Below are 24,885 nucleotides of genomic sequence, written 5' to 3'. Positions count from 1 at the left end.
GAGGGCCAACTCAGGCCTAAACCTCATAGCTGCACCATCGCGGTGGTGTCTGAAGCTGGCCTCGGGAGTTCCTGTCGGACGACAGGGCCCGAGGTAAGCGTCCACTAGCCCATTGGCGGTCTCGACGTCGAGTGCTGGCCCGTGAGAACTTTCCCTACTCCTTCAAGTGGCGGCTCCGCCGCCCCAGAGCGAGCGCCCCTCGTGTCCTCGCTTCGCTCCGGGCCTCCGGTCGCTCGCTCAGTGTGGGGAGCACGTAGAACGTTGAAAGAGGCATTACCGTCTCGACTGTTAAAGACTCCGCACCTCGAGTCAAAACTCGCAGTAATTCCGGGAAGTCAAATGCGCGCGCCATTGAGAAAAATCACTATCGCGCCAAGGCGCTCTCGGGTAAACCCGTCGTTCCTGGTGGCCGATCCCGCCTAGTCAAACTCTCTGGTGAGTTTCGCTAAGTCGTCGACATCTATTATGATTAAGTACAGTCGAAGACGGCCTCGTGTATGACTTTCGAAGCATCTGTAAAGCCCTCGGTAAATGGGTCGGTCTGTGACTCCGTGGAGGTGTACGCCGGCTCGGAGATCAGGAAGTGCGCTTCACAAAAGAGGCTTGGCTCACCGGCTGCGGCCTCGAAGCAAAATGCGCATCTGGGGGGCGTGCTCGTCGATCCATGTGCGGGAGCGTGCGGGGAACGCTTTGGCGGCGCCGTCTGCCCAGTGCCGGAAGAACGCGTTAGTGGTTTCGTCGACGACCTCGAGGAGGACAGCAGGGTCGATCTGTAACCTTGTGGCGAGGCGGACGAAAGCATCGCGCCTGACGCGGTGGGGATCCTTTGTGCCGCCAAGCTTCAGGCCGATATCAAGCTCGCCGTCGCTGTACGGTGCAGTGGAGACGAGGTCGTACGCAGGGGAGAGCCGCGGGGTGCGCTGGTCGGCGTAGAGGAATGACCAGTTCTTCAGATGCGCATCGTCGTTGCCGACGAGCAGGTTGAAGGTTAGGCGCCGGATCACCTCCTGCAGTGAGTCGAGGTCCTCTCCCCGGTATGCCAATGCCGCGACCGTCTCGAAAGAACCCTGATACTTGCCCTCTGGATAGAACCCCCGGACCTGCGCGAAGTCTTCGATGTGGATGCGTTTGCCCCCTGCAGTCCGGTCGAAGCGCTTGATCGCGAACGCCAAGTTCTCGGTGCTCCGCCACATCAGATCAGGTAAGCACGGGAGCTCGTCGCGGTGGACGAGCCGGATCTCGGGCACGTCGATTCCCATGGCGTGGGCCAGGGACATTGTTGCGAACTCGGTCTCAGGGACTTTCTCGTAGGCGGCGTCCGGGAACTTGACGATCCAATCGCCGGCCTCGCCTACCGCGGGGATTGTGAGCCGATCGCCCTGTTTTAGCAGGGAGAACTTAAGCCCTACGCCGGCTAGCGAAAACTTCCAGAAGCTCTCCTCCCTGGGGGATTCGACGTGACGGGGAGATTCTGCGAAGTGCCGGACATCCACCTCGGAGTGCGGGTCGGGGACGACCGTCACGGCACCGGGAAGGTCGTGTCCGATCTGGAGGAGAAGTTGGAGTTCACGGTCGACACTCACCGCGCGATCGCGGGCAATCCACTGCCGGAGCGGGCCCTCCGGCAGCAGATTCGAGAACCATTCGGGTAAGCGGAGCGCGGCTCGGGGCGAGCGGCGAGGATTGTCCTCAAACCACATGCCTAGCACTCCACGCGCAGGATCGCTCCAGTAGTCGTCCTCGAATACGAACCGGGCGACGTCGCCGCGCTGGAGCAGCGAACCGAGGCGTTGCCCGTTCAGCGCGACGGCGTGGACGGCCTCGGTAGTCATAGGGAAGTTCCATCTTCGTCATAGAGGTCGTCGAGGTCGAACTGTGAAAGCGGCGGGGTGGTGCTGAACCCGTCGCCGGTGCGCTCGGCGAGGAAACAGCGCACCTGATCGGCGACACGCTGTTCACGATCAACGAGAAACTCCGTGCCGTGCGCCTCAATCGACGAGAGCATGGCTTCGTCGAGCAGATGGCTCGCCAAATGCTCGGGACGAAGGTTCTCGAAGAACGACTGTCGGTCCACGGTCGAGATGACCCGGTTGGCAGCGTTGGTGCCGGTGCCGTTGTTACTCAAAGGCAGCGCCACATGGCGAGGCTGCGTCTCAGCTCCAAGAGCCTCGGCGAGATCGGCGGCCGAAAGCCTATCACCTGTGGTCGGGTCGATCGGGCCGAGGGCCCATAGCGCTGAGAGGATCATCTTCCCTGTTGCGCTGTTGGTCCGGAACGCAGCAACACTGGGCACGACAAGCCCGCTTGCGTGCTCTGTGGCTGCGAGCAGTCTTTGCACGGAGCCGCTTTCATCGTCTTGCTGGATCATTCCTGCGAGCCGGCGCACAGTCGCAGTCGAGCCGGTGAACCCTAACGGCCCGGCGAGCGACGTAGAGCGCCACAGCCACCGGCTCAGCAGGTGGAGGTTGCGGGTCTCTGCATTGGGATGATGCGCGAAGAACCGGGCTAGCACTAGCAGATGGAAACGGAAGGGCACGAAGCTGCTGTGGGGGACGCCGGCCGTTTCTTGCAGAAAGCGGATCGCCAGGGTGAGCGCATGTTCGCCCCGTTTGTAGGCGTCGGTCTCGTCGTCACCTGAGAAGTCCAGCTCTATATCTCGGTCGGTGCTGAACTCCGTGTGCACGTTGCGCGTGAGGTCCGTGTGCCGGATGACCAGGATGGCCTGGTACACGGCATCGTCTGCGAGTCGGCCGAAGCTCGTGGCGGAGGCCAGACGGTCCGCGATGACGGTCGTCGAGATACGTCGCCCCTCCGGGTCCACGGTAGCGCTGTTTATCGCGTCGAAGATCTCGTAGGCGTTGAGCTTCCGGCCAGCAGTGTTGATGCGGTTGAAGACCTCGCGGAGCACGCTCTCATCGTTCTCAGCAATAATGGATGCTGGCACTACGACGTCCCGCAGTCGCGCGGTGACATCCTGGATGTCCTGGGCATACGGCAAGGAGTCGGGGTTATCCTGAATCCACGCGAGTGCTCTACCAAAGTCGAACAGATCTGCGACGGGGGCGGCAAGACGGCCCCGAACATCCTTGGTGAGCACGAACTGGCGGTCCTCGAGCAGGAACGAAAGCGCGAACCTCTCGTCCACGCTGGCTACGACTGAAACCGCGTTGACCAGGCTCGTGATGCGCTGCTGGCCATCGACCACCCAGAGCGCGTCCGTCTGCTCGGGCGCCTCGACCTCGAGCGCTCCGATTGTCACGCTCGCGGCGGGTGCTGGTCTGCGCCAGAGCAGTACGCTCCCGAAAGGATACCCGCGCAGGATGCTGTCGAACAGACTAAGCACGTCTTTTGGGCGCCAGCGGAAGGAGCGCTGGAACTCCGGTACGCGGATCCTTCCTGCGGCGACATGCTCTGCGAGCTCGTGGATTCGGTACCAGTCGTTCTTCGACGTCGTGTTCGGCAGTGCCATCCGCTCTTCCCCTCGGTCATTGGTCAGTCTGTCACTCGGCACCGACACCCGGGCAGAGCAGTTCCCGATCTTCAGTGGGCGCGTGTTGTGCCTTCGAGGCGGTTGCAGTGGGAGACGGGCCCAGTCGGAGCTTAACGTTGCAGTTGCGAGAGTGGTGACAGCAACGGTGACAGCAACGCGGCAGCGTTCGGTCGACCCGCTGCGGCACTCCGGATTCTACGACCTGCAGGGACAGTCTCTCCCGTCCATGCCCGGACGGACTTTTAATCCGCGGGTCGAGGGTTCGATCCCCTCCGGGCCCACCCTGGTCGAAGCCTGTCGTCGGCGACATGGCCGCGTCCTGTGGGGAGTCGACGGGAACTTGGTCGCACACCCGGCCCGTATGCCAGGGAGTGCCTGCCGGCTGCGTCCGAGGGACGAGCAGGGTGTACACGGTGCGAGAACCATGTCGGCGACCCATCGGTGTCGAAGCGCGGTCTCGCCCGCGCGAGTGCCCAGGCGGAGGCGCTGGTAGGCGCCGCTCTATTGACTGTTCCGCCATCCGGGGCAAGGAGCCGAGAGCCGCGTTCTCAGAGGTGGGCGGTAGTGGCCGGGCCGATGGGACCAGGGTCGGTGACGACCAGGGAGGCGAGTTCGATGCGGTGGCGAGGTCGGGCCGTGTCGCTGCGGACGTGGTCAGTTCGCGGTAGGGGTGAGGTCGTTAAGGAGTGCACGGACGCGGGCGTCGATGTCGTCGCGCACCAGGCGCATGCGCTCCATCCCTTCGATGCCCCTCAGGGAGGGCTCATCGGTGTGCCAGGTGGTGACCGGCGCGGTCATTCCCTCGACGGGTTCGATGACGGCTTCGCCGCCGATGACGATCACGTGATCGACGCTGCGCAGCAGCTCGGGGGTCACCGGCTGCGGGACGGCGGAGGACATGTCCGCGCCGACCTCGGCGATCGCCTCCGCGGACTGGGCATTGATGGCGGTGCCGGGGCGGGTTCCGGCGGAGTGCACCTCGACGGCATCTCCGGCGTGGTGGCGCATGAGGGCGGCCGCCATCTGGGACTTGCCGCCGTTCTTCACGCACACGAACAGGACTGCGGGGCGTTTCGCGGTCATGGTGACTCGAACTCTCTGCTGGTTCATCGGGTGGGAACGGTTGGGTCGCCTGGGAAGAGCCGGCGGCCCATCGCGAGAGCGACGTAGACGAGGGCGACGAGGACCGGGACCTCGATCAGGGGACCCACGACGCCGGCGAGGGCTTGGCCGGAGGTGACGCCGAAGGTGCCGATGGCGACGGCGATGGCGAGCTCGAAGTTGTTGCCTGAGGCGGTGAACGCGACGGTCGTGGACTTCGCGTAGTCGAGGCCGATCGCGCGGCCGAGCAGGAAGGACCCCAGGAACATGACCACGAAGTAGACCAGCAGGGGCAGGGCGATGCGGGCCACGTCGCCTGGGGCGGAGAGGATCGCGTCGCCCTGGAGGGCGAACAGCAGCACGATGGTGAACAGCAGCCCGTACAGCGCCCACGGGCCGACCTTCGGGAGGAACCGCTCCTCGTACCAGGTCCGGCCCTTCGCCCGCTCCCCGAGGACGCGGGTCAGGAACCCGGCGACCAGAGGGATCCCGAGGAAGATCAGCACGCTGAGGACGATCGCGCCGATCGAGAACTCGGCCGACGTGGTCGGCAGTCCCAGCCACGACGGCAGCGCCTGGAGGTATAACCAGCCCAGGGCACCGAAGGCGATCACCTGGAAGACGGAGTTGATCGCGACCAGCACGGCGGCAGCTTCGCGGTCACCGCAGGCGAGGTCGTTCCAGATGAGCACCATCGCGATGCAGCGCGCGAGACCGACGATGATCAAGCCGGTCCGGTACTCCGGCAGGTCGGCAAGGAAGATCCACGCGAGGCCGAACATGAGGGCCGGTCCGACGAGCCAGTTCAGCACCAGCGAGGTCACCAGCAGGCGTCGGTCAGCTCCGATTCTCCGGGTCTCGTCGTAGCGGACCTTCGCCAGGACCGGGTACATCATCACCAACAGCCCGATCGCGATGGGGAGGGACACAGACCCGATCTTCACCGCCTCCAGCGCGGTGTTCAGGCCGGGGACGAACCGCCCCAGCAGGAGTCCCACGGCCATGGCGGCCAGGATCCATACCGGGAGCCAGCGATCGAGGAAGGACATCTCCTTCATCACGCGCGGTTGCTCCACATCCTTGGTGGTCGTACTCATCAGGGCTATGTACCTTCCATCGACGGTTATCGATGAGTACGCTATGTTCCACATCGATGACTGTCAATGTAAGGTGAGGGCATGACCACGACGACCGACGCCACAGCCACAGGATTCGCGGCGAGGACCGGCTCTGAGGAGTGCTGCTCGCTGTCAGCAGGGCCGGTCGACACCGTCGACGCCGAACGGATCGCCACCCTGCTCAAGGCGCTGTCCGACCCCACGCGGCTCCGGCTCCTCTCCCACGTCGCCGCACAGGGTTGCGAGTCGGTCTGCGCATGCGATCTCACCGAGCCGCTCGGCATCAGTCAGCCCACCGTCAGCCACCACATGAAGAAGCTCGTCGACGCCGGCCTGCTCACGCGCGAGCAGAAGGGCCGCTGGGCCCACTACTCCGTCGTCCCGTCAGCCTTCGCCGAACTCCGCGCGTTCCTCGACATCGCCTGAACCTCACCCCCGGTCGGGAGGCTCCCATGACCGCTCGCCCCAGCGTCTTGCTCGTCTGTGTCCACAACGCCGGTCGATCCCAGATGGCAGCCGGGTGGCTGCGGGAGCTCGCCGGAGACCGCATCGAGGTCCGCTCCGCCGGGTCAGCGCCCGCCGACTCGATCAACCCCGCAGCGGTGGAGGCCATGGCCGGAGGTCGGCATCGACATCTCCCACCAGAACCCGAAGATCCTCACCCCCGAATCCGTCCAGGCCTCCGACGTGGTCATCACCATGGGATGCGGCGACGCTTGCCCCTACCACCTCGGCAAGCGGTACGAGGACTGGAAACTCGAGGACCCAGCCGGCAAGGGCGTGGCGGAAGTCCCCCCGGTGCGCGACGAGATCCGCACCCGCATCGAGGAGCTCATCGGCAGCTTGCTGTCCCGCGAGCCACTCGACATTCCAGTCCGAGGTTGAGGAAAGCCGAGCGCACGTGTGACTAGGGCTTCTGGAGACACCATCCCCAAGGAACAGATGCCGACTCGTCTCGAACACCTCTTGACAGCAACGCGATGGTGTCCGTCGCGCTTCGGGTAGCAGTACGAGCCCTCTGACCTGCTTGTGCACGCTCTGCGGCCGATGCTCTGGCGGACTTTTCATCCGCGGGTCGAGGGTTCGATCCCCTCCGGGCCCACCAGTTCAGCCCCGGTATGTAGTGCTCCACATGTGGCGATGGTGTAGCCGATGGTGTAGCCAGAATACCCGAGCGTGGTCCAGTCCTAGCTCAGGTGTCACACATCGGCATTCTGCTGTTTCGCGCAGAACAGACTCCGCGTGTTCCACCCCGGGGCCAGACTTTACCCATGACGAGCATGCGTGAGCGGGACGCGGAGTGGGCGCACGAGGTGCGGGTCAGGATCGAGCAGCGGGTGCACCCGTTCTTCGAGCCGTCCGTCCCGACGGCCGACGACGAGTGGGCGCAGCGTGGCGAGGAGTCGCAGGATCTGGGCGGCTGGGGGCGACGTAGTAGCTGAGAGACTGGGGGCGACCGTTTGAGGGAGTTGGAGGTACACGATGACAGACGGCTTGACCCGTGGTGTGCGAGTGCTTTTGGTATCGGATCCGGGGCTTCCGACTCGGCGCGCACGGTCCATCGAGGATGAGCTTCAGGAGCATTTGAATGAGGTGTTCAGTCCGCCGGTGGAGTTGCATACGCGCACGTCGATGCTTCGCCTACGGCCGGATAACTCTCTCGACCTCAGCGATGCAGTGCAGCTTGCGGAGGAGTACGAGCGCCCGGACGTGGTGCTGCTGTTGACGGAGATTCCTCGCCTCACTGACGGGAGGCCCCTGATCGCGGAGATCTTCCCCGACGAGCAGGTGGCGGTGATCTCGTGCCCGACCCTCGGAGCGTTCGCCAGCCGGCAGCGCATTCTGGACACCCTCATGGACTGCATTCTGAAGATGAAGCCCGTGAACGAGGGGAGCGGAACGTCGCAGTTCGGCCGATCCTGGCTTCACTGGAGTGACGCTGGAGAAGCGGGGCCCACTCGACTCTCCATGCCAGCCCGGTGGTCGGTGGGGTGCGGACCGTTCTGGGGATGGTCGCCGGCAATGAGCCACGGAAGACCGCTCCACGGCTCTCGAGTGCGCTGGCAGCGGCCTCAGCGACCGGGGCGTTCGGGATCTTCTACAGCTCGATCTGGGCCATGTCTACGTATCTCTCGATGCCGCGCCTGGTCGGCATCGGAGCCTTGGCAATAGGTGCGATGGTGCTGTGGTTGATCGTCAGCAATGGCTTGTGGGATTCGCCGAGACGAAGCGGTTTGGCTCGGGTTGTCCTGCTGTACAACCTCTCCACGGTCGGGACGCTGCTGCTCTGCGTGGTAGCGCTCTACCTGGCTCTCGTCCTCCTGATCCTGGCTGGCGGGCTGATCTCCATCTCGCCGGATTACATGGCCACGATCATCCGGGAGTCACCTACGTTCGGGAACTATCTGGACATCGCGTGGCTCAGTGCGGCAATGGGGGTCGTCGCTGGTGCACTCGGCTCGAGCTTCGACCATGAGACCAACCTCCGCACCCTCACGCACGGGCAGCGCGAGCGCCAGCGCCGATATACCGAGGAGAAAGAGCGCGACTCGCGTTCTTTCGAGAGCTCGGGCAGCCACGATCGCCCGTCCACCTGAGCGGCCTCGCCCGCCGGTGCGGTATAGCTCCACCAGCGACCACCGGATCGGTTCGGTCGCATGCTTTCCCGATGCCCGTGTTTCGCTCTACCCTCGTCATCCGGCCGCAGTTGGATGTAGGGAAGGAGGGAGCTATATGAACGGCGAACCGCGTGAAAACCGCCTTGATGTGCCTCTCGAGGATGCGCAGGAACAGGCGGTGTCTGCGCTGGACGAGGACCAAACTTTGCAGGGGCCGGTCGGTTCCCACGACGCCGACCCGGTCGACGTCCTCGAGCAACGCGAAGAGGTTCCGATCGATGAGGAAGAGGTCTAGCACTCTCGGGAGGAGAGTGCTAATCTGGCCGCACTTGAGCGGGGGACGCTCAAGACGCGCAGGCCGCTATGGGAGCGGCCTCCGACAGGAAGGAGACTGACATGGCCACCTATGATCCGCTCCGAGACCTGGAGCGCTTTGCCTCCACCATCCTCGAGTCCGGCCGCCGCGGCCCGCGGCAGATGCCGATGGATCTGTACCGCAAGGGTGATCACTACATCCTCTCGGCAGATCTGCCTGGCATCGATCCCGGATCCGTCGACGTCGACATCGACGGGCAGCTGCTGACGATCCGCGCCGAGCGCACCCTCACCACGGACGAGGATGCGCAGTGGATCACCAGAGAGCGCACCAGCGGGAGCTTCTTGCGTCAGCTCAGCCTGGGACAGGGACTGGATACGGAGAAGATCTCTGCGACCTACAACAACGGCGTTCTCAGCGTGATGATCCCGATCAGCGAGAAGGCCAAGCCTCGCAAGATCGAGATCTCGACAGAGAACACACCTCAGCAGATCGAATCCACCACCACCTGACCGGTCTCACTCATGGGCGGGCCCTTTCGCTTCGGCGACAGGGCCCACCCTCGTTTCCGGCTTGCGCGCGCGGAGCGGGCGATTGCCTCCAATTCAAAGGGGCCTTCTATGTGTGCTTTCGATCACTCGGGGTGTGACGGAAGTGCGCGCTGGTGCGTCCCCGTAGGGGTCGCATTGTCGGCCCGTCCCTGTCCCTAGTGCATTGGAGTGTGCATCATGGGCTTCATCGGAGCTCTCATCTGGTGGCTGGTCATCGGCGCGATCATCGGTCTGATCGCCCGCGCGGTCATGCCCGGCAAGCAGGCCATGGGCATTGGCACGACCATCGTTCTCGGTGTCGTGGGCGCGCTCGTCGGCGGCTTCATCGGCGGGCTTTTCGGATCCAAGGGCGTCAGCGGTGTCTTCGCGGATCCGTGGAGCGTGTGGACGATCGTGCTCTCCGTCATCGGCGCATTGATCGTCATGGTCGTCTACGGTCTGGCCGCAGGTCGGCGCCGCTGAGCTACTCAGGAGACGACGGAGCACCCCCACCCCGATCGTGAGGTCAGGATGGGGGCGCTTCGAATGGCGGGAGTGGCTGCTCCCGCGACGTGGAGGCCTCCCCGACGGTCCACAGAAGAAGCCACCTTCCACGAAGGCTACCCCCAGGCACGAAGAACGCCCCCGCCTCCCAGCTACCGAGAACGGGGGACGTTTTCGAAGTGCGCCACTCCAGAGGCGGATCTCCCGGGCTTCAATCAAGAGAGCCACCGAAGGCCACTCCACGGCACGCGGGACATTCGTGGGGGCAAGTCCGACACTTCACAGGAAGCGCCCGCGCCCCGTGGAAGGGGGTGGGGGCACCCGGGCGGGGGCGACGCCCCCGCTCTGGGCGGCCAGCGCCTGCCCGGGTACTAGCCGCCTGCGGTCAGGCTATGTCTGCGGCTGCGCTGGCGGGCGCGTTCGTCCTCGCCACGCTCGACATCCTCATCGTGAACACCGCCTTCAGCTCGACCGGACGGGAGCCGGGCGGCGGGATCTCCGCGCTGCTGTGGATGGTCGACGGGTACGCGCTGGTGTTCGCGTCACTGCTGTTGTGCGCCGGGAACCTCTCGGACTGCGTCGGGGCTCGGCGCGCGGTGGAGGCAGGGATCGTCCTGCCGTCGTCCTGGCAGCCGTGCTGTCGGCGCTCCGGATCGGCGCGACCGAGCGCCCCGTGGCCGCCTGAGGTCGCGTAGGGCGGGGGATCCTCCGCTCCCGTGCCCCCTGACATGATCGCGCTCACGTCCTAGAGTCGAGGGCATGACCGCCCCCGGGAACACCGCCGATTCCGACCCCACCGCCGCCGACCCCACCGCCGCCGATCCCGTTGCCACCGGCACCGGCGCCTCGCGACTGAAGCCCCGCAGTCACCAGGTCACCGACGGGCCCGACGCGATCGTCTCGCGCGGGATGCTCCGCGCCGTGGGCATGGGGGACGAGGACTGGGACAAGCCGCAGATCGGCGTCGCCAGCTCCTGGAACGAGATCACCCCGTGCAATCTCTCCCTGGACCGGCTGGCGGGCGCCGCGAAGGACGGCGTGCACGCCGCGGGCGGCTACCCCCTGCAGTTCGGCACCATCTCCGTCTCCGACGGCATCTCGATGGGCCACGAGGGCATGCACTTCTCCCTGGTCTCCCGCGACCTGATCGCCGACTCCGTCGAGACCGTGATGAGCGCCGAGAGGCTCGACGGCTCCGTCCTGCTCGCCGGCTGCGACAAGTCCCTGCCGGGCATGCTCATGGCCGCCGCCCGGCTCGACCTGGCCAGCGTGTTCGTCTACGCCGGGAGCATCATGCCCGGCCACGTGGACCTCTCCGACGGCACCTCGAAGGACGTCACCATCATCGACGGCTTCGAGGCCGCGGGCGCCCTCGCGCGCGGCCGCATGAGCCAAGCCGACGCCGACCAGATCGAACGCCGCATCTGCCCCGGCGAGGGCGCCTGCGGAGGCTTCTACACCGCCAACACCATGTCCACCGTCGCCGAGGCGATCGGGATGTCGATCCCCGGCTCGGCGACGCCGCCGTCGGCCGACCGGCGCCGCGACGCGGACGCGCGACGCGCCGGCGAGGCCGTCGTGGAGATGCTGCGCCAGGGCATCACGACCCGCGATATCCTCACCAAGCCCGCGTTCGAGAACGCCATCGCCGTCGTCCAGGCGTTCGGCGGCTCCACCAACGCGGTGCTGCACCTCATGGCGATCGCCCACGAGGTCGACGTCGACCTGACGCTCGAGGACTTCGCCCGCATCGGTGCGAAGGTCCCTCACCTGGCGAACCTCAAGCCCTACGGCCAGTACGTCATGAACGACGTGGACCGCGTCGGCGGCATCCAGGTCGTCATGCGCTCCCTCCTCGAGGCGGGCCTGCTCGACGGCGACTGCCTCACCGTCACCGGCCGGACGATCGCCGAGAACCTCGAGGTCCTCGACCCGCCCGAGCCCGACGGGAAGATCCTGCGACCGGTGTCGGACCCGATCGCGCCGACCGGCGGCATCACGATCCTCCACGGCTCCCTCGCCCCCGAGGGCGCGGTCGTGAAGTCCGCCGGCTTCGAGGGCGACGTCTTCGAGGGGACCGCGCGCGTCTTCGAGCGCGAGAAGCCCGCCCTGCAGGCCCTGCGCAACGGCACCATCACCCACGGCGACGTGGTCGTCATCCGCTACGAGGGCCCCAAGGGCGGCCCCGGGATGCGCGAGATGCTCGCGATCACCGCGGCGATCAAGGGCGCCGGCCTGGGGAAGGACGTGCTGCTCATGACCGACGGACGCTTCTCCGGCGGCACCACTGGCCTGTGCGTCGGGCACATCGCCCCGGAGGCCGTGGACGGCGGGCCGATCGCCTTCGTGCGCGACGGCGACCGGATCCGCCTCGAGGTCGCGACGGGGAAGCTGGACGTGCTGGTGGACCCCGAGGAGCTCGAGTCCCGCAGGGAGGGATGGGCGCCGCTGCCGCCGAAGTTCACCAAGGGGGTTCTGGCCAAGTACGTCAAGCTCGTGAAGTCCGCCTCGCGCGGAGCGATCCTGGGTGACTGACATCGCCGACCGGCGCGCCGCCTACCAGCGCGTCGCGGTGCCTGTCCGTGCTGCGCGCCCCGTCCGAGAACCGGAGGACCCCTGTCATGCGTGAAGTCGCCGATGGAGTCTTCTTCTCCTCCGGATGCGGATCCAACTGGATCCTGCTGCGCGAGGACGACGAGCTCACCCTCGTGGACGCCGGCTACCCCGGGGATGCTCCGCAGGTCGCGGACGACGTGCGCCGACTCGTCGGCAGCCCCTCGAAGGTCCGTGCCGTGCTGGTCACCCATGCGCACGTCGACCACATCGGCACCGTGCCCGGCCTGCTGAGCCACTGGGACGTGCCCGTGCTCGCGCATCCCGACGAGATCCCCGCCCTGCACGGCGAGGTCCACGACCAGGCGGGCGCGCGCGACGTGCTCGCCAACCTCTCCGCCCCGCACATGGCGCGGTGGATCCTCACGGTCCTGCGCGCGGGCGGGCTCTCCCACGTGGCCGTGCCGTCGGCCTCGCCGCTGCCACTGGGCGGGCCCCTCGACGTCCCCGGGCATCCCGAGCCCGTGGCCTCGCCCGGCCACAGCCTCGGGCACGCGGCATTCCTGCTGCGGGACGCCGGGATCCTCCTCAGCGGCGACGCGCTGATCACGGGGCATCGGCTCTCCGTGGTCGACGGCCCCCAGATGCTCCCCGAGTTCTTCGCGCGGGATCCGCAGGCGGCGCTCGACGGGCTCGATGTGTTCGCCGACCTGCCCGTCGGCCTGATCCTCCCCGGGCACGGGAACCCGTGGCAGGGGAAGGTGCGCGAGGCCGTGGAACGCGCCAGGGTGCGGAGCGCATCGCAGACGTCCCGCTGAGCCGTAGAGGTGTCAGGCTGCCGGGCTGCTCGACGCGGCGCGACCGGCCTCCGGCGCGGCGGAGCGGCGGAGCGGCGTTCAGCCTCCACCACGGTGGGGTTCAGGGAGACCGCAGAGCGCCCTGATCGAGTACCGGGGCATGAGACTCTCCCACCTCGTCCACGCCGCCCGCCATGCCCTGCGGACCGAGAAGGGGCGGCAAGCCGCAGGGAGCGCCGCGGACGCCGTCGCGGGCGCAGCCCGGAAGCGCGCCCCCGCGCACGCCCAGAAGATCGACCGGGCCCACCGGTCGGCACGCGACTTCCTCGACCGCCGCTGAACAGGCTCGCCTCGCGCCTTCCCGCGCTCGCCGGGGTCGGTAGGGTGCGCGCATGGACGCACCGGCCCCCGCCGCAGGACTGCGCATCCACCCCTGCGGGGAGGACGATGCGCGTGCGCTCACCTCTCGTGAGCCCGTGGGGAAGGACTATGCGTCCTCCGTGTTCGCCGCCCAGCAGCAGGAGCTGTGCCTCTTCCTGGTCGCGTGGATCGGTGAGGTCCCCGTCGGCTCGGGGGAGCTGGTGTGGAAGCAGGTGCCGGAGCTGCGGAACCTGCACGTCGAGGCGGGCTTCCGCAGCAGAGGCGTCGGCTCCGCGCTGATCGCGGAGGCCGAGGATGCCGCACGACCGCTGGGCCGGATCGGTCTCGCCGTCGGTATCGACAATCCCGATGCGCGACGCCTGTACGAGCGGCTCGGTTTCGCGGCGACCGGCGAGTCGGAGACCTGCACCTACGAGTACGTCGACGACGCAGGCGTGCGCCGCAGCGCCACGGAGACCTCGCAGAGACTCGAGAAGGAGCTCCCGCGGGCTCTCCGACGCGGAAACTCCGACGCGGCGGCGTCCCCACGTCCTGCCTCGGAACGGCGGCCGCCCGCCTTCACCTCCGGGGCACGACGTCCTGCAGCGCAGTGAGCACCACATCGCGGTCCACGCGGGTGCCGAACACGCGCACGTCCTCGTGCACGACTCCGCGCTCTGCGGCGACGACCTCGCGCACGTGCCGTTCCACCGCGGCGAGGGTGGGGCCGTGCACGGCGGTCGCGGGTTCGAGGACCACGCCCACGGTGGCCGGGCCCTCCTCGTAGTACAGGAACATCGCGCGCTGGGAGGGCTCCCCGAACAGGCGGTGCTGCACCTTCTCCGGGAGGGCGCCGAGCGCATCGAACAGGAGCGCCTGCGCCTCCGCCCGCGAGTTCGGGCCGCTGCGCGGGCTGCCGGGCACGAGGGCCAGCTCGCCGCGCGCGACCCGCAGCGCGATCTCGGCCAGGTGGGGCTCTGTCTGCGCCATCGTGGTCGCCTCCTCCGTCGCGACGTGTGATGGCTGCCACCCTACGTGCGCTCGCATGCCTCGGGAAGGTCGGGGCGCGAGCCGTGTGCACCCACGGTGCGCCGTGGCGGCGCACACCGGCCCGCACCGCTCGAACGCACGCCGGCCCGCGCCGCTCGGGCGCACGCCGGTCCGCGCCGGGCGGACACGCCGGGGCCCCGATCCCCGGATGTATCGAGAAGGACCCCGCGCAGGTGGGAGCGCGGAACCGCCCGACCCGTCGGCACCGGGGGACAGACCCTGCTTGACGGGGGCGGCATCGGGGGTCGAGGGTGCGTCATAAGGCGGTTCTCGATTCGGGGCCGCCTTCGTCGATCCCGGACACAGTGGTCCGGATCGACGTCCTCTCGCACGTCGCCGAAAGCGAGGCATATGCCATGGACACTGCAGTCTTCGAGCAGCACGAATCCGAGATCCGCGGCTACTGCCGCAACTACCCGACCGTCTTCGCCTCCGCGTCCAACGCGCGCCAGGTCGACGAGGACGGGACCAGCTACATCGACTTCTTCGCGGGCGCCGGCGTCCTGAACTTCGGGCACAACAACCCGAGGATGAAGGAGGCGCTGATCGACTTCATCAGCAACGACGGCGTCGCCCACAGCCTCGACACGTACACCACCACCAAGCGGGACTTCGTGCAGAAGTTCCAGGACGTCATCCTCGCCCCGCGCGGCATGGACCATCGCATGCAGTTCATGGGCCCCACCGGCTCCAACGCCGTCGAGGCCGCCATGAAGCTCGCCCGCCGCGCCACCGGCCGCCGGGAGATCGTCGCGTTCAGCCACGGCTTCCACGGCATGACCCTCGGCTCCCTCGCCGCGACAGCCAATCACGCCTTCCGGCAGTGGGCGGGCGTGCCGCTGGACAACATCGTGCGCCTGCCGTTCGAGACCGCGCCGGGCGGGGACACCGCGATCGCCGAGTACCGGGAGGCCCTGCTGGACACCTCGAGCGGGCTCACCGCTCCCGCCGCGTTCCTCCTCGAGCCGATCCAGGCCGAGGGCGGCGTCAACGTGGCCAGCGCCGCCTGGCTCCGTTCCGTCCAGGACCTCGCCCGCGAGGTCGGCGCGCTCGTGATCTTCGACGACATCCAGGCGGGCATCGGCCGCACCGGCAGCTTCTTCTCCTTCGACGGGATGGGTCTGGACCCCGACATCATCACGCTAGCCAAGGGCCTGGGCGGGTTCGGCACCCCGATCGCTATGAACCTCAACAAGCCCGAGGTCGACCGGCACTGGTCGCCCGGCGCGCACACCGGCACCTTCCGCGGCCAGGGCATGTCCTTCGTCGCGGGCACCGTGGCCCTGGACTACTTCACGGACGACGCCTTCGGGAAGCAGGTGACCGCCAAGGGGCAGGTGATGCGCGACCGGCTCGAGCAGATCGCCGCGGCCCACCCCGAGCGGGGATGGGAGGTGCGCGGCAAGGGCATGATGCAGGCCCTGGACACCCTGGAGGGCGCCTTCGCGAAGAAGGTCCAGGACGAGTGCTTCGCGCGCGGGCTGCTCATCGGTCCCTGCGGCCAGGACGGCCGGGTCGTGAAGCTCATTCCGCCGCTGACCATCCCCGAGGACGACCTCGCGGCCGGCCTCGACATCCTCGCCGAGGCGATCGACGCCGCCGCGGCGGCGATCCCCGCCGCGAAGGACGCCGACCTGGAAGGCGCCCGCTGATGCGCCGGCGCGAGGACATGACCTTCGCGCCCGAGGAGTACGAGCGCCGCCTGGACGGCCTGCGCAGCCGCATGGCCGAGCGCGGACTGGACGCGGTCGTGGTCTCGGACCCCGAGAACCTCATGTACCTCACGGACTACCAGACCACCGGGTACTCCTTCTTCCAGGCGCTCGTGGTGCCGCTGACGGACGATTCCGTGTTCGTCACCCGCGGCATGGAGGAGTCCAACGTCATCCACCGCACCTGGGTGGACCGCACCCGGCCCTTCCCCGACGACGGCGACGCCATCGCCACCCTCGTGGGCCTGCTGAAGGATCTGGGGCTCGGCGACGCCACGGTGGGCTTCGAGCGCAACAGCTACTACTTCCCGGCCTACCAGCAGGACCGCATGCACGAGGCCTTCGGGCACGGGCTCGTGGACTGCTTCGGGATCGTCGAGGAGGGGCGCCTGCGCAAGTCTCCGGCGGAGATCGAGGTGATGGGCCGCGCGGCGCGGGCCGCCGAGGCCGGCTGGGCGGCGGGCGTCGAGGTCGCCGTCCCCGGGAATACGGAGAACGACGTCGCCGCGGCGATCGCCTCCGCGATGTTCCGGGCGGGCGGCGAGTTCCCCGCGGTCATGCCCTACGTGACCTCGGGGCCGCGCTCGATGATCGGGCACGCCACCTGGGAGGGCCGCATCATCCAGCCCGGTGAGCACGTCTTCCTCGAGATCGGCGGCTGCTACCGCCGCTACCACGCGGCGATCATGCGCACCGTGGTCAACGGCGGCCTCACCGACTCCATGCACGAGGCGCAGGAGACGATGAAGCGGGCACTCTCGGAGCTGCGCGGACTCATGAAGCCCGGCGTCACCGTCTCCGAGGTCGACGAGCTCACCCGCGCCGTCATCGAGGACAACTCCGTGGGCGCGCATCTGATCACCCGCGCCGGCTACTCGATCGGCATCGCCTTCCCGCCCAGCTGGGACGAGGGCTACATCCTCTCCCTCATGAGCGGGGACCGGCGCGAGCTCGAGGAGGGCATGACCTTCCACCTCATCCCCTGGATGTGGGGCGTGGACGGCGACAAGACCTGCGGGACCTCCGACACCGTCCGCATCACGGCCGACGGCTGCGAATCCCTCTTCCACGTCCCCGAGGACTTCACCGTCCACTCCGCCTGAGAGGAGCACACCATGAGCGAACAGACCGCCAGCGTGCTGACAGCCATCGACCCCACCACGGGCGACGTCGTGCGCGAGGTGCCCGCCGCGACGCCCTCGCAGATCAGCGGGATCGTCGGCCGCGCCCACGACGCCTTCACGACCTGGAAGGAGACCACCTTCGCCGAGCGCTCCGCTGTGCTCCGCGCCGTCGCCGCGCACATGCGTGAGCACGTCGAGGAGCTCGCCCCGCTGATGACCCAGGAGATGGGCAAGCCCATCGGCGAGGCCAGGGGAGAGGTGAACAAGGCCGCCTGGGCCGCCGAGCATTACGCCGACCACGCCGAGGAGTACCTGGCCGACGAGCACATCGCCTCCGACGCCACCTCCTCCTACATCCAGCATCTGCCGCTCGGGCCGGTGCTGGGCGTGCTGCCCTGGAACGCGCCCTTCTGGATCGCGTTCCGCTTCGCCGCCCCCGCGCTGATGGCCGGCAACACGTGCGTGATGAAGCACGACCCGCACGTGCCCGGCTGCGCGGCGGCGATCGGGGAGGTGTTCCGTGCCGTCGGCGCGCCCGAGGGGATCTTCCAGGTCCTCCAGGCCCGCACCGAGGACGTCGAGCAGGCGATCCGCGATCCCCGCATCGCCGCCGTCTCCTTCACCGGGTCCGACCGGGCCGGTGCGAAGGTCGCGGCGATCGCCGCGAGCGAGATCAAGCCGGCCGTGCTCGAGCTCGGCGGCTCGGACCCGTGCATCGTGCTGGCCGACGCGGACCTCGAGGAGGCCGCGAAGGTCTCCGCGCTCTCGCGGATCATCAACGCGGGCCAGTCCTGCATCGCCGCCAAGCGCGTGATCGTCGAGCGCTCGGTGCACGACGAGTTCGTCGAGCTGCTGCGCGCGCAGCTCGAGGCGCTCACCGTGGGCGACCCCCACGAGGACACCACTCAGGTGGGGCCCATCGCCCGGGAGGAGCTGCGCGAGAACCTGCACCGGCAGGTCGCCTCGTCCGTCGAGGCCGGTGCGCAGCTCGTGCTCGGGGGCGAGATGCCCGACGGGCCCGGGTTCTTCTATCCGGTCACTCTGCTCACCGGCGTGCAGCAGGGCATGACCGCGTGCACCGAGGAGACCTTCGGGCCGGTCGCCGTGGTCGTCGCGGCCGACGACGCGGACGATGCGATCGCGATCGCGAACGACACCCCGTACGGGCTCGGCTCCTCGATCTGGACCGAGACCGCGCGCGGGGAGGCCCTCGCCCGGCGCATCGAGGCCGGGCAGGTGAGCGTCAACGGGATCGTGAAGACAGACCCGCGCCTGCCCTCGGGAGGCATCAAGCGCTCCGGCTACGGCCGGGAGCTGGGACCGCACGGCATCCGCGAGTTCGTCAACGCCCAGCAGGTCTGGGTGGGCCCCGCCGTCGGCTGACCGGCCCGCCCGGCGCCTGACGGGCCCGGGCGGCGATGCGCCGTCCGGGAGTGAGGGCAGGAGGTCGGGCGGACTCGGTGCGCGATGCCGAGTCCGTCCGCCTCGCGCTGTCGGGCGCGCGCCGTCGGGCGCGCCGCTCGTCGGGCATACTCGCCCCATGGGCCAGCCCGAACACCCGCGCTCCGGCGCCGCACCGTCCCCCTCCGCCTCTGATCCCTCGTCGTACCCTTCGTCGACGTCGGCCGCCGTCCCCTCCGGGCAGGTGACGGGCGCGAAGCCCGCGTCGAACCCGCTGGGCGCCGTCTCGCTGGTCGCGGCGATCGTGCTCGTGGTGCTCTCGACCATCCGCGGCGGGCTGAACGTGCTGGTGCCGCTCCTGATGGCGAAGTACAACACGGGCTACGCGCTCTGGGGCTGGGGATCCACGATCCTGCTCGCGCTCGTGGCGCTGGTCGCGATCGTCATCGGGATCGTCGCCCTGCTGCAGCGGTCGCGGCGCAGGACGGCGGCGATCGTCGGCGTCGCGGTGGGTGCGTCATGGCTGGTGATGATGGTGGGCGGCCAGCTGCTGAGCGTCGTCGTCGCCGGAGTCGCGCGTGCGATGTGGTGACGGGAACCGGCGCCGGCGGGGCCTCATCGCGTGCCCGTCGAGTGCTCCGCCCGACACTCCCGCATGATGCACGCGGCAAACCCCTCGTGCGATCGGGATCCATCGGGTACGCTCGAATCAACAGCGCCGATCGAGCGCACGGCCGAACGTCAGGACATCTTCACCCGCAGCACCCGCACCCCCTGCAATCGACCGTGGCGTCGCAGGTCCAAGGAGGACCTCCGCAGCGCACTCGGCAGCCCACCAGGATGAGGCGATCCCGCCCATCCCCACGATCTCCCCACTTCGGACTCCTTCCCCTCGGGAAATGTCCGCCGTGGGGGCGCACGGCGGAAATCTCGTCGTGACCGCACAGAGAGCATCTGCTCTCTGCACACCGAAGGAAAGACTGCATGACTACAGGCACCGTGAAGTGGTTCAACTCCGAGAAGGGGTACGGCTTCATCGCCCCCGACGACGGCTCGGCCGACGTCTTCGCCCACTTCAGCAACATCGCCGGCTCCGGCTACCGCAACCTCGAGGAGGACCAGAAGGTCTCCTTCGACACCGAGCGCACGGATCGCGGCCTGACCGCGACCAACATCCAGCCGGCCTGAACCTCCTCCTGAGCTGAGGGGCGGGTCCGCCCGCCGCCTCGTTCCGGGAGTCGCACGCTCCGCGTGCACCGCGCCCCGTCCCCCGCCCTCGTCGGCGGGAGGCGGGGCGCGACCGCGTCCAGGTCCAGATCGCCGTCAGCCCGCCGAGAGCGCGTTCAGCTCGCGGCCAGGTGGAACTCGCCCGCCGTCCGGCGTTCCTCCCTATACTCGAAAGGGTACGAGCAGGACATCCGACAGCGAGGGAGGCACTGATGAGTGCGGATGAGAAGTTCGAGAACACGGCGGATCAGCTGGGCGGAAAGGCCAAGGAGGGCTTCGGCAAGCTGACCGGTGACAAGGAGGCCGAGTCCGAGGGCAAGGTGCAGCAGGTGCGCGCCGGTCTCGAGGACAAGGCCCAGGACGTCAAGAACTCGGTGAAGGGCGCTCTGAACGGCCTCACCGGCAAGAACGACGGCGAGTAAGACCCGCCGCGCGGAGTCCCAGCACTCCGACAGGAGCCCCCGTCCGGCACACGCCGGGCGGGGGCTCCTCGCGTCGTGGCCTGCGGAGCCCGGTCGGCTCAGTCCGCCGACGCCGACGGCGGCCCGCTGTGCTCGCGCCTCGCCTCGCGGTCGAAGACGCCGAGGATCTCGCAGGGCCGGCCGCCCTCCGCGCCGATCGCGTGCGGGAGCATCGTGGGGAACTCCGCCGCCTGGTTCTTCTCGACCCGCAGACGCCGGTCGCCCAGCAGCAGGGTCGCGGTGCCCGAGAGCACCACGAACCATTCGCGGCCCGTGTGCGCCCGCATGGCCGACGGCGCCGAGGGCGGCTCCGTGAGTCGTTGGCGGATCACCGAGAGATCCGGCTGGCCCCGGATCGTCCACCGCATCGCTCCTCGGGGCCCGTCGAGCGTGGGGCTGGAGACCACATCGTCCGCGCCGGAGTCCACGAGCTCGTCGAGAGTCGTGTCCAGGGCTCTGGCCAGCGTGATCAGCTGATCCAGGGCCAGGCGCCGGGTCCCTCCCTCGATCCGGCTGAGCGAGGACGGACTCATCCGGGCGCGCTCCGCCAGATCGCCCAGCGACCATCCGCGCGAGACGCGCAGCGCCCGGATCCGTTTGCGCACGAGGGTCTCGATCGCGCCATCTTCTTGCGTCATACGCAAAAGGGTATGCCTCGTGAGCAACGCCTGCCTAGTGTCGACGTCGTACACGACGATCGGCCCGCCCCGCGGGCAGGAGGAGGCACCCATGGACACCCGAGACATCCCCGCTGCACCTGCAGGCACCAGCACCGGCGGCATCTCCCCGGCGCGCGGCGCGGCGGATCCCACCGCGGACGTCGTCGTCATCGGCGGCGGCGCCGCCGGACTGAACGGCGCACTCATGCTCGCCCGTTCCCGCCGGCGCGTGATCGTCGTGGACGCGGGGGACCCGCGCAACGCCCCGGCGGAGGGCGTCCACGGCCTGCTGGGCCGCGAAGGGACGCCGCCCGCCGAACTCCTGGCGCGCGGGCGCGAAGAGGTCGAGGGATACGGAGGGACCGTCGTGCAGGGCCGAATCGCCTCGGTGCGGCAGGACTGGAGCGTCGACGGCGTCGAGGGAGGCTTCGACCTCACCCTTGAGGACGGCCGCGCACTGCGCGCACGCCGCCTGCTCGTCGCGACCGGCGTGCGCGACGAGCTCCCTGCGATCCCGGGGCTCGCCGAGCACTGGGGGAGCGGCGTCGTCCACTGCCCCTACTGCCACGGCTGGGAGGTGCGCGACGAGCCGATCGGGATCCTCGCCTCGGGCCCGATGTCCGCGCACCAGGCGTGGCTGTTCCGCCAGCTCAGCGATGACATCGTCTTCTTCGCCCGCGGCACCGCGCTGGATGCCCGGACCCGGGCGAGGATGTCCGCCCGCGGGATCCGCGTGATCGACGAGGAGGTGGCCGAGGTGATCGCCCACGACGGTGCGGCCCCCGATGCCGGAGAGCGCGCGTCCCGCATCGCGGGCGTCCGCCTGGCGAGCGGAGAGGTGATCGAGCGCCGCGTGCTGGCCGTCGCGACCACGATGACACCTCGCCTCGACGGTCTCGAGGGCCTGGGGCTCCGTGCCGAGGAGATCCCCGGGATGGGGGCGAGGGTCCCGTCGGCGATGGCCGGGGTGAGCGATGTCCCCGGCGTCTGGGTCGCGGGGAACATCACCGACCCGACCGCGCAGGTGGGCGCCGCGGCGGCTGCGGGTGCGCTCGCCGGAGCGCACATCAATGCCGACCTCGCCACTGCTGACACCGACGCCGCGCTGCGCTCGCGGACGATGGGCGCGGGCGCCGACGGGAGCCTCTCCCTGCTAGCGTGAGCGGCACCGAGGGGAGTCCCGGCAAGGGGCTGAGAGTCCACTGGTCACGCGATGCGCAGGAGCGCGGGGCGGCGACGGCGTGGAGACCCTGAGCACCTGATCCGGATCATGCCGGCGCAGGGACGGAACCGCTGAGCGCCCTCCCCGCCGGCCTCGTGGAAGAGGCATCGTGAGCACCAGCGACACCCGCCCCAGCGCCCCGACCCCCGACGCGCCCGTGAGCGGTCGCGTCCCCAACGTCCTCTCGATCGCCGGGACCGATCCGACGGGCGGCGCGGGCATCCACGCCGACCTCAAGTCCTTCGCCGCCCAGGGCGCCTACGGGATGGCCGTGGTGACCGCCGTCGTCGCCCAGAACACGCAGGGAGTGCGCGGCGTCGTCGCGCTCGACCCGGAGTTCGTCGGCGAGCAGATCGACGCGGTCTTCGAGGACGTGCAGGTGGACGCCGTGAAGATCGGCATGGTCGCGAACGCCGCCATCGCGAGGGCCATCGCGGAGCGCCTGCGCCGCCACGGGGCGCGCAGGATCGTCCTGGACCCCGTGATGGTCGCCAAGAGCGGTGACCGCCTCCTGGACGAGGACGCGGTCGACGCCGTGCGCGAGCAGCTCGTGCCGCTGGCCGACGTCCTCACCCCGAACCTGCCCGAGGCCGCGGTGCTGCTGGGGGAGGAGCCCGACTGGAGCGAGGCGGAGATGCGCCGGCGCGCCCACGACCTGCTGGCCCTCGGACCGCGCCGCGTCCTCCTCAAGGGCGGCCACCTCGAGGGGTCGCCCACCAGCACCGATCTGCTGTGCGGGAGCGAGGGCATCCTCGAGCTGCCCGCCCCGCGCATCGAGACGACCAACGACCACGGCACCGGCTGCACGCTCTCGGCGGCGATCGCCGCTCGGCTGCCGCGCATGCCCGTCGAGGACGCCGTGCGCGGCGCCAAGGAGTACCTCCATGGCGCGCTCGCCGCGAGCGACCGGCTCGACGTGGGGCGCGGCCACGGACCGCTGCACCACTTCTTCGCGCTGTGGGAGGGCGAGGGGATCCCGGCGCGCTGACCCCGGCGCCGGCTCGCCCTGCGGACCCGGGGTCACCGGTCCGGCGCCGCCTCGGTCCAGGCCGCGCTGAGCACGCGGGACGCGCGCAGGGGGTCGTCGGCCGCGCAGACCGCCGAGACTACCGCGCACCCCGAGGCGCCCGCGCGCCGCAGGGCCGGGACGTCGGCCGTGGTGATCCCGCCGATCGCGACGCTCGGCACCGGGGACGCGGCCGCGAGCAGCGCGAACCCCTCGACGCCGAGGGCCGGCGGATGATCCGCCTTGGTGGCGGTCGCGCGGATCGCGCCGATGCCCACGTGGTCGACGGTGCCCTCCGGCAGCGCGGCCACGGCGTCCAGATGCGCCGACGTGTTCGCGCTGAGCCCGATGACGGCGTCGGGCCCGAGCAGTTCTCGTGCACGGCGCACGTCCTCGTCGCCCTGCCCCAGGTGCACGCCGTCCACGCGGATCCCCTGCTCGCGTGCCGCGACGGCGGCGTCCACGCGGTCGTTCACCAGCAGCAGCGCGCGGGCGTCGATCACCCGCGCGAGACGCTCCAGCAGGCGCACGTGCTCGGCGAGGTCCGCGTGCTTCTCCCGCAGCTGCACCACGCGCGCACCGCCCTCGACGGCGAGCTCGACCGTGCGCACGATGCCGCGCGCACCGCACAGCGCGGCGTCGGTGACGAGGTACAGGCCGAGGCTCTCGCTCGAGGGCCTCATGCCGCCTCGCCCCCGTCGCCCTGATCCGCGAGGCTGACGTGCAGGCGCCCGGGCGCCCGGAGCTCGTCCGGGCCGATGGCGGCGAGGGCGTCGAGCAGCCGGGGCGCGAAGGTGCCCGGACCATCGGCCCCGGAGGCGGCGCGCTCGGCCGCCGCGGAGTAGGCGGAATGCGCGGCGACGACGGCCTCGAGAGCAGGCGTCCCGTCGGGTCGCACGCCCAGGAAGGTCGCGATCACGGCGCCGAGGGCGCAGCCCCCGCCGGTCATGCGGGTCAGCATCGCACTGCCACCGGCGACCTCCACGAGAGTGCTCCCGTCGGTGATGAGGTCGCGCTCGCCGGAGACCGCGACCACCGTGCCGTGGGTCCGCGCCAGGCCGGTCGCCGCCGCGACGGCCGCGTCGATCGGGTCGGAGGAGTCGACGCCTCGGCCGCCCGTGCCCTCACCGGCGAGGGCGAGGATCTCCGAGGCGTTGCCGCGCACGGCGGTCGGTCCCTGGGCCACCAGCTCGGCGGCGAGAGGCGTGCGCACCCGCAGCGATCCGATCGCGACAGGGTCCAGGACCCACGGCGTGCCCGAGCGGCGGGCGCCGCTGACGGCTTCGCGCATGGCCTCGCGCTGCTCGGGCGCGGGGGTGCCCAGGTTGATGAGAAGACCGTCGGCGACCGCGGCGAAGTCGCCGGCCTCGCCCACGATGTCGACCATCGCCGGGGCGGCGCCGATCGCGAGCACCACGTTCGCCGTCACGTTCGTGACCACAGAGTTCGTGATGGCGTGGACCAGCGGACCGCGCTCGCGCACCGCGTCCAGAAGGTCGCCGCAGCGGGCGGCGAGCCCTGCGGGATCGACGGGACCGACGGGTGCCGCGGGGCGCGCGGAGGGATCGGCGGCGACCTCGGGGATGCCGTCTGCGGGGGTTGCGGGGGCCATCGGGCTCCTCTCGTCGGGGCGAGG

The 24,885-nt window shown here is 69.4% G+C and carries 27 protein-coding genes, 1 tRNA gene and 1 pseudogene; 21 read left to right on the top strand and 8 right to left on the bottom strand.

What is annotated here, in order from left to right:
• Positions 1-608: 608 nt before the first annotated feature.
• Together M4486_RS09355 and M4486_RS09350 are read right to left on the bottom strand one after the other, a co-directional pair.
• On the bottom strand, positions 609-1,832 hold the full coding sequence (locus tag M4486_RS09355) for a type II toxin-antitoxin system HipA family toxin (RefSeq protein ID WP_249480879.1): 1,224 nt from the start codon (positions 1,830-1,832) through the stop codon (positions 609-611).
• Positions 1,829-3,469 carry a DUF262 domain-containing protein gene (locus M4486_RS09350; protein WP_249480878.1) on the bottom strand — a complete coding sequence of 547 codons (1,641 nt, stop codon included), beginning with the start codon at positions 3,467-3,469 and terminating at the stop codon, positions 1,829-1,831. Before M4486_RS09350 ends, M4486_RS09355 begins: the two co-directional genes overlap by 4 nt.
• A gap of 116 nt (positions 3,470-3,585) precedes the next feature.
• On the opposite strand from M4486_RS09350, the gene M4486_RS09345 reads away from it, so the two are divergent.
• Positions 3,586-3,771: transfer RNA gene (locus tag M4486_RS09345), tRNA-Lys, on the top strand.
• A 373-nt stretch (positions 3,772-4,144) separates the two neighbouring features.
• On the opposite strand, the gene M4486_RS09340 is transcribed toward M4486_RS09345, so the two are convergent.
• Positions 4,145-4,573, bottom strand: a complete 429-nt coding sequence (locus tag M4486_RS09340) for an arsenate-mycothiol transferase ArsC (RefSeq protein WP_249480877.1) — start codon at positions 4,571-4,573, stop codon at positions 4,145-4,147.
• Between the two features lie 23 nt (positions 4,574-4,596).
• Complete coding sequence (arsB, locus tag M4486_RS09335) at positions 4,597-5,688, bottom strand: ACR3 family arsenite efflux transporter (RefSeq protein WP_109275231.1); 1,092 nt, start codon at positions 5,686-5,688, stop codon at positions 4,597-4,599.
• A gap of 81 nt (positions 5,689-5,769) precedes the next feature.
• Here arsB and M4486_RS09330 point away from each other — a divergent pair, with 81 nt between their 5' ends.
• The 12 genes and pseudogenes from M4486_RS09330 (at position 5,770) to M4486_RS09275 (ending at position 14,001) form a co-directional block, all read left to right on the top strand.
• Positions 5,770-6,135 carry an ArsR/SmtB family transcription factor gene (locus M4486_RS09330; protein ID WP_122942803.1) on the top strand — a complete coding sequence of 122 codons (366 nt, stop codon included), beginning with the start codon at positions 5,770-5,772 and terminating at the stop codon, positions 6,133-6,135.
• Positions 6,136-6,161: 26 nt separating this feature from the next.
• A pseudogene (locus tag M4486_RS09325) lies at positions 6,162-6,594 on the top strand (arsenate reductase ArsC).
• A 386-nt stretch (positions 6,595-6,980) separates the two neighbouring features.
• Entirely contained in the window at positions 6,981-7,151 is a 171-nt protein-coding gene (locus M4486_RS09320; RefSeq protein ID WP_249480876.1) for a hypothetical protein, read from the top strand.
• 567 nt (positions 7,152-7,718) lie between these two features.
• A complete protein-coding gene (locus M4486_RS09315; protein WP_249480875.1) occupies positions 7,719-8,306 on the top strand; it encodes a hypothetical protein in 588 nt (195 codons plus the stop codon).
• 136 nt (positions 8,307-8,442) lie between these two features.
• Positions 8,443-8,622 (top strand): hypothetical protein, encoded by a 180-nt coding sequence (locus M4486_RS09310; protein ID WP_249480874.1) that lies wholly within the window; start codon positions 8,443-8,445, stop codon positions 8,620-8,622.
• A gap of 101 nt (positions 8,623-8,723) precedes the next feature.
• Positions 8,724-9,155 carry an Hsp20/alpha crystallin family protein gene (locus tag M4486_RS09305; RefSeq protein ID WP_249480873.1) on the top strand — a complete coding sequence of 144 codons (432 nt, stop codon included), beginning with the start codon at positions 8,724-8,726 and terminating at the stop codon, positions 9,153-9,155.
• A 216-nt stretch (positions 9,156-9,371) separates the two neighbouring features.
• Entirely contained in the window at positions 9,372-9,656 is a 285-nt protein-coding gene (locus tag M4486_RS09300) for a GlsB/YeaQ/YmgE family stress response membrane protein (RefSeq protein ID WP_152352126.1), read from the top strand.
• A gap of 413 nt (positions 9,657-10,069) precedes the next feature.
• Positions 10,070-10,372: a hypothetical protein gene (locus M4486_RS09295; protein WP_152352125.1), complete on the top strand. Its 303-nt coding sequence runs from the start codon at positions 10,070-10,072 to the stop codon at positions 10,370-10,372.
• A gap of 64 nt (positions 10,373-10,436) precedes the next feature.
• Positions 10,437-12,212 carry a dihydroxy-acid dehydratase gene (ilvD, locus tag M4486_RS09290; RefSeq protein ID WP_249480872.1) on the top strand — a complete coding sequence of 592 codons (1,776 nt, stop codon included), beginning with the start codon at positions 10,437-10,439 and terminating at the stop codon, positions 12,210-12,212.
• An 86-nt stretch (positions 12,213-12,298) separates the two neighbouring features.
• Positions 12,299-13,048 carry an MBL fold metallo-hydrolase gene (locus M4486_RS09285; protein WP_249480871.1) on the top strand — a complete coding sequence of 250 codons (750 nt, stop codon included), beginning with the start codon at positions 12,299-12,301 and terminating at the stop codon, positions 13,046-13,048.
• A gap of 139 nt (positions 13,049-13,187) precedes the next feature.
• Positions 13,188-13,367, top strand: coding sequence for a hypothetical protein (locus M4486_RS09280; protein ID WP_249480870.1), 180 nt, complete (start codon positions 13,188-13,190; stop codon positions 13,365-13,367).
• A 52-nt stretch (positions 13,368-13,419) separates the two neighbouring features.
• Complete coding sequence (locus M4486_RS09275; protein ID WP_249480869.1) at positions 13,420-14,001, top strand: GNAT family N-acetyltransferase; 582 nt, start codon at positions 13,420-13,422, stop codon at positions 13,999-14,001.
• Here the strand turns inward: M4486_RS09275 and M4486_RS09270 are convergent.
• Complete coding sequence (locus M4486_RS09270) at positions 13,967-14,377, bottom strand: hypothetical protein (protein ID WP_249480868.1); 411 nt, start codon at positions 14,375-14,377, stop codon at positions 13,967-13,969. The two genes, M4486_RS09275 and M4486_RS09270, sit on opposite strands and share 35 nt — an antisense overlap.
• Before the next feature lie 416 nt (positions 14,378-14,793).
• Here M4486_RS09270 and M4486_RS09265 point away from each other — a divergent pair, with 416 nt between their 5' ends.
• From M4486_RS09265 to M4486_RS09240, 6 genes are all read left to right on the top strand, one after another.
• Positions 14,794-16,089, top strand: a complete 1,296-nt coding sequence (locus M4486_RS09265; RefSeq protein ID WP_249480867.1) for an aspartate aminotransferase family protein — start codon at positions 14,794-14,796, stop codon at positions 16,087-16,089.
• Positions 16,089-17,252: an ectoine hydrolase gene (gene doeA, locus M4486_RS09260; RefSeq protein ID WP_249480866.1), complete on the top strand. Its 1,164-nt coding sequence runs from the start codon at positions 16,089-16,091 to the stop codon at positions 17,250-17,252. The genes M4486_RS09265 and doeA overlap by 1 nt, the downstream gene beginning before the upstream one ends.
• 12 nt (positions 17,253-17,264) lie before the next feature.
• Positions 17,265-18,656, top strand: coding sequence for an NAD-dependent succinate-semialdehyde dehydrogenase (locus M4486_RS09255; protein WP_249480865.1), 1,392 nt, complete (start codon positions 17,265-17,267; stop codon positions 18,654-18,656).
• A gap of 157 nt (positions 18,657-18,813) precedes the next feature.
• Entirely contained in the window at positions 18,814-19,266 is a 453-nt protein-coding gene (locus tag M4486_RS09250) for a hypothetical protein (protein ID WP_249480864.1), read from the top strand.
• A gap of 392 nt (positions 19,267-19,658) precedes the next feature.
• A complete protein-coding gene (locus tag M4486_RS09245) occupies positions 19,659-19,862 on the top strand; it encodes a cold-shock protein (RefSeq protein ID WP_152352115.1) in 204 nt (67 codons plus the stop codon).
• 251 nt (positions 19,863-20,113) lie between these two features.
• Complete coding sequence (locus M4486_RS09240; protein WP_249480863.1) at positions 20,114-20,323, top strand: CsbD family protein; 210 nt, start codon at positions 20,114-20,116, stop codon at positions 20,321-20,323.
• Positions 20,324-20,421: 98 nt separating this feature from the next.
• Here M4486_RS09240 and M4486_RS09235 read toward each other — a convergent pair whose 3' ends face one another.
• Positions 20,422-21,000, bottom strand: a complete 579-nt coding sequence (locus M4486_RS09235; RefSeq protein ID WP_249480862.1) for a helix-turn-helix transcriptional regulator — start codon at positions 20,998-21,000, stop codon at positions 20,422-20,424.
• Between the two features lie 91 nt (positions 21,001-21,091).
• Here M4486_RS09235 and M4486_RS09230 point away from each other — a divergent pair, with 91 nt between their 5' ends.
• Positions 21,092-22,183 (top strand): NAD(P)/FAD-dependent oxidoreductase, encoded by a 1,092-nt coding sequence (locus M4486_RS09230; protein WP_249480861.1) that lies wholly within the window; start codon positions 21,092-21,094, stop codon positions 22,181-22,183.
• A gap of 169 nt (positions 22,184-22,352) precedes the next feature.
• Positions 22,353-23,231 (top strand): bifunctional hydroxymethylpyrimidine kinase/phosphomethylpyrimidine kinase, encoded by an 879-nt coding sequence (gene thiD / locus M4486_RS09225; RefSeq protein ID WP_283257972.1) that lies wholly within the window; start codon positions 22,353-22,355, stop codon positions 23,229-23,231.
• A 32-nt stretch (positions 23,232-23,263) separates the two neighbouring features.
• Here the strand turns inward: thiD and thiE are convergent, their stop codons facing one another.
• Together thiE and thiM are read right to left on the bottom strand one after the other, a co-directional pair.
• Positions 23,264-23,932, bottom strand: a complete 669-nt coding sequence (gene thiE, locus M4486_RS09220; protein WP_249480860.1) for a thiamine phosphate synthase — start codon at positions 23,930-23,932, stop codon at positions 23,264-23,266.
• Positions 23,929-24,861: a hydroxyethylthiazole kinase gene (thiM, locus tag M4486_RS09215; protein WP_249480859.1), complete on the bottom strand. Its 933-nt coding sequence runs from the start codon at positions 24,859-24,861 to the stop codon at positions 23,929-23,931. The genes thiE and thiM overlap by 4 nt, the downstream gene beginning before the upstream one ends.
• Between the last annotated feature and the right edge of the window lie 24 nt (positions 24,862-24,885).

It is taken from the genome of Brachybacterium kimchii (assembly GCF_023373525.1).
Lineage (GTDB): Bacteria > Actinomycetota > Actinomycetes > Actinomycetales > Dermabacteraceae > Brachybacterium > Brachybacterium kimchii.
The sequence above is the reverse complement of the archived record's forward strand: the minus strand, read 5'-3'. Positions and strand labels throughout refer to the sequence as shown.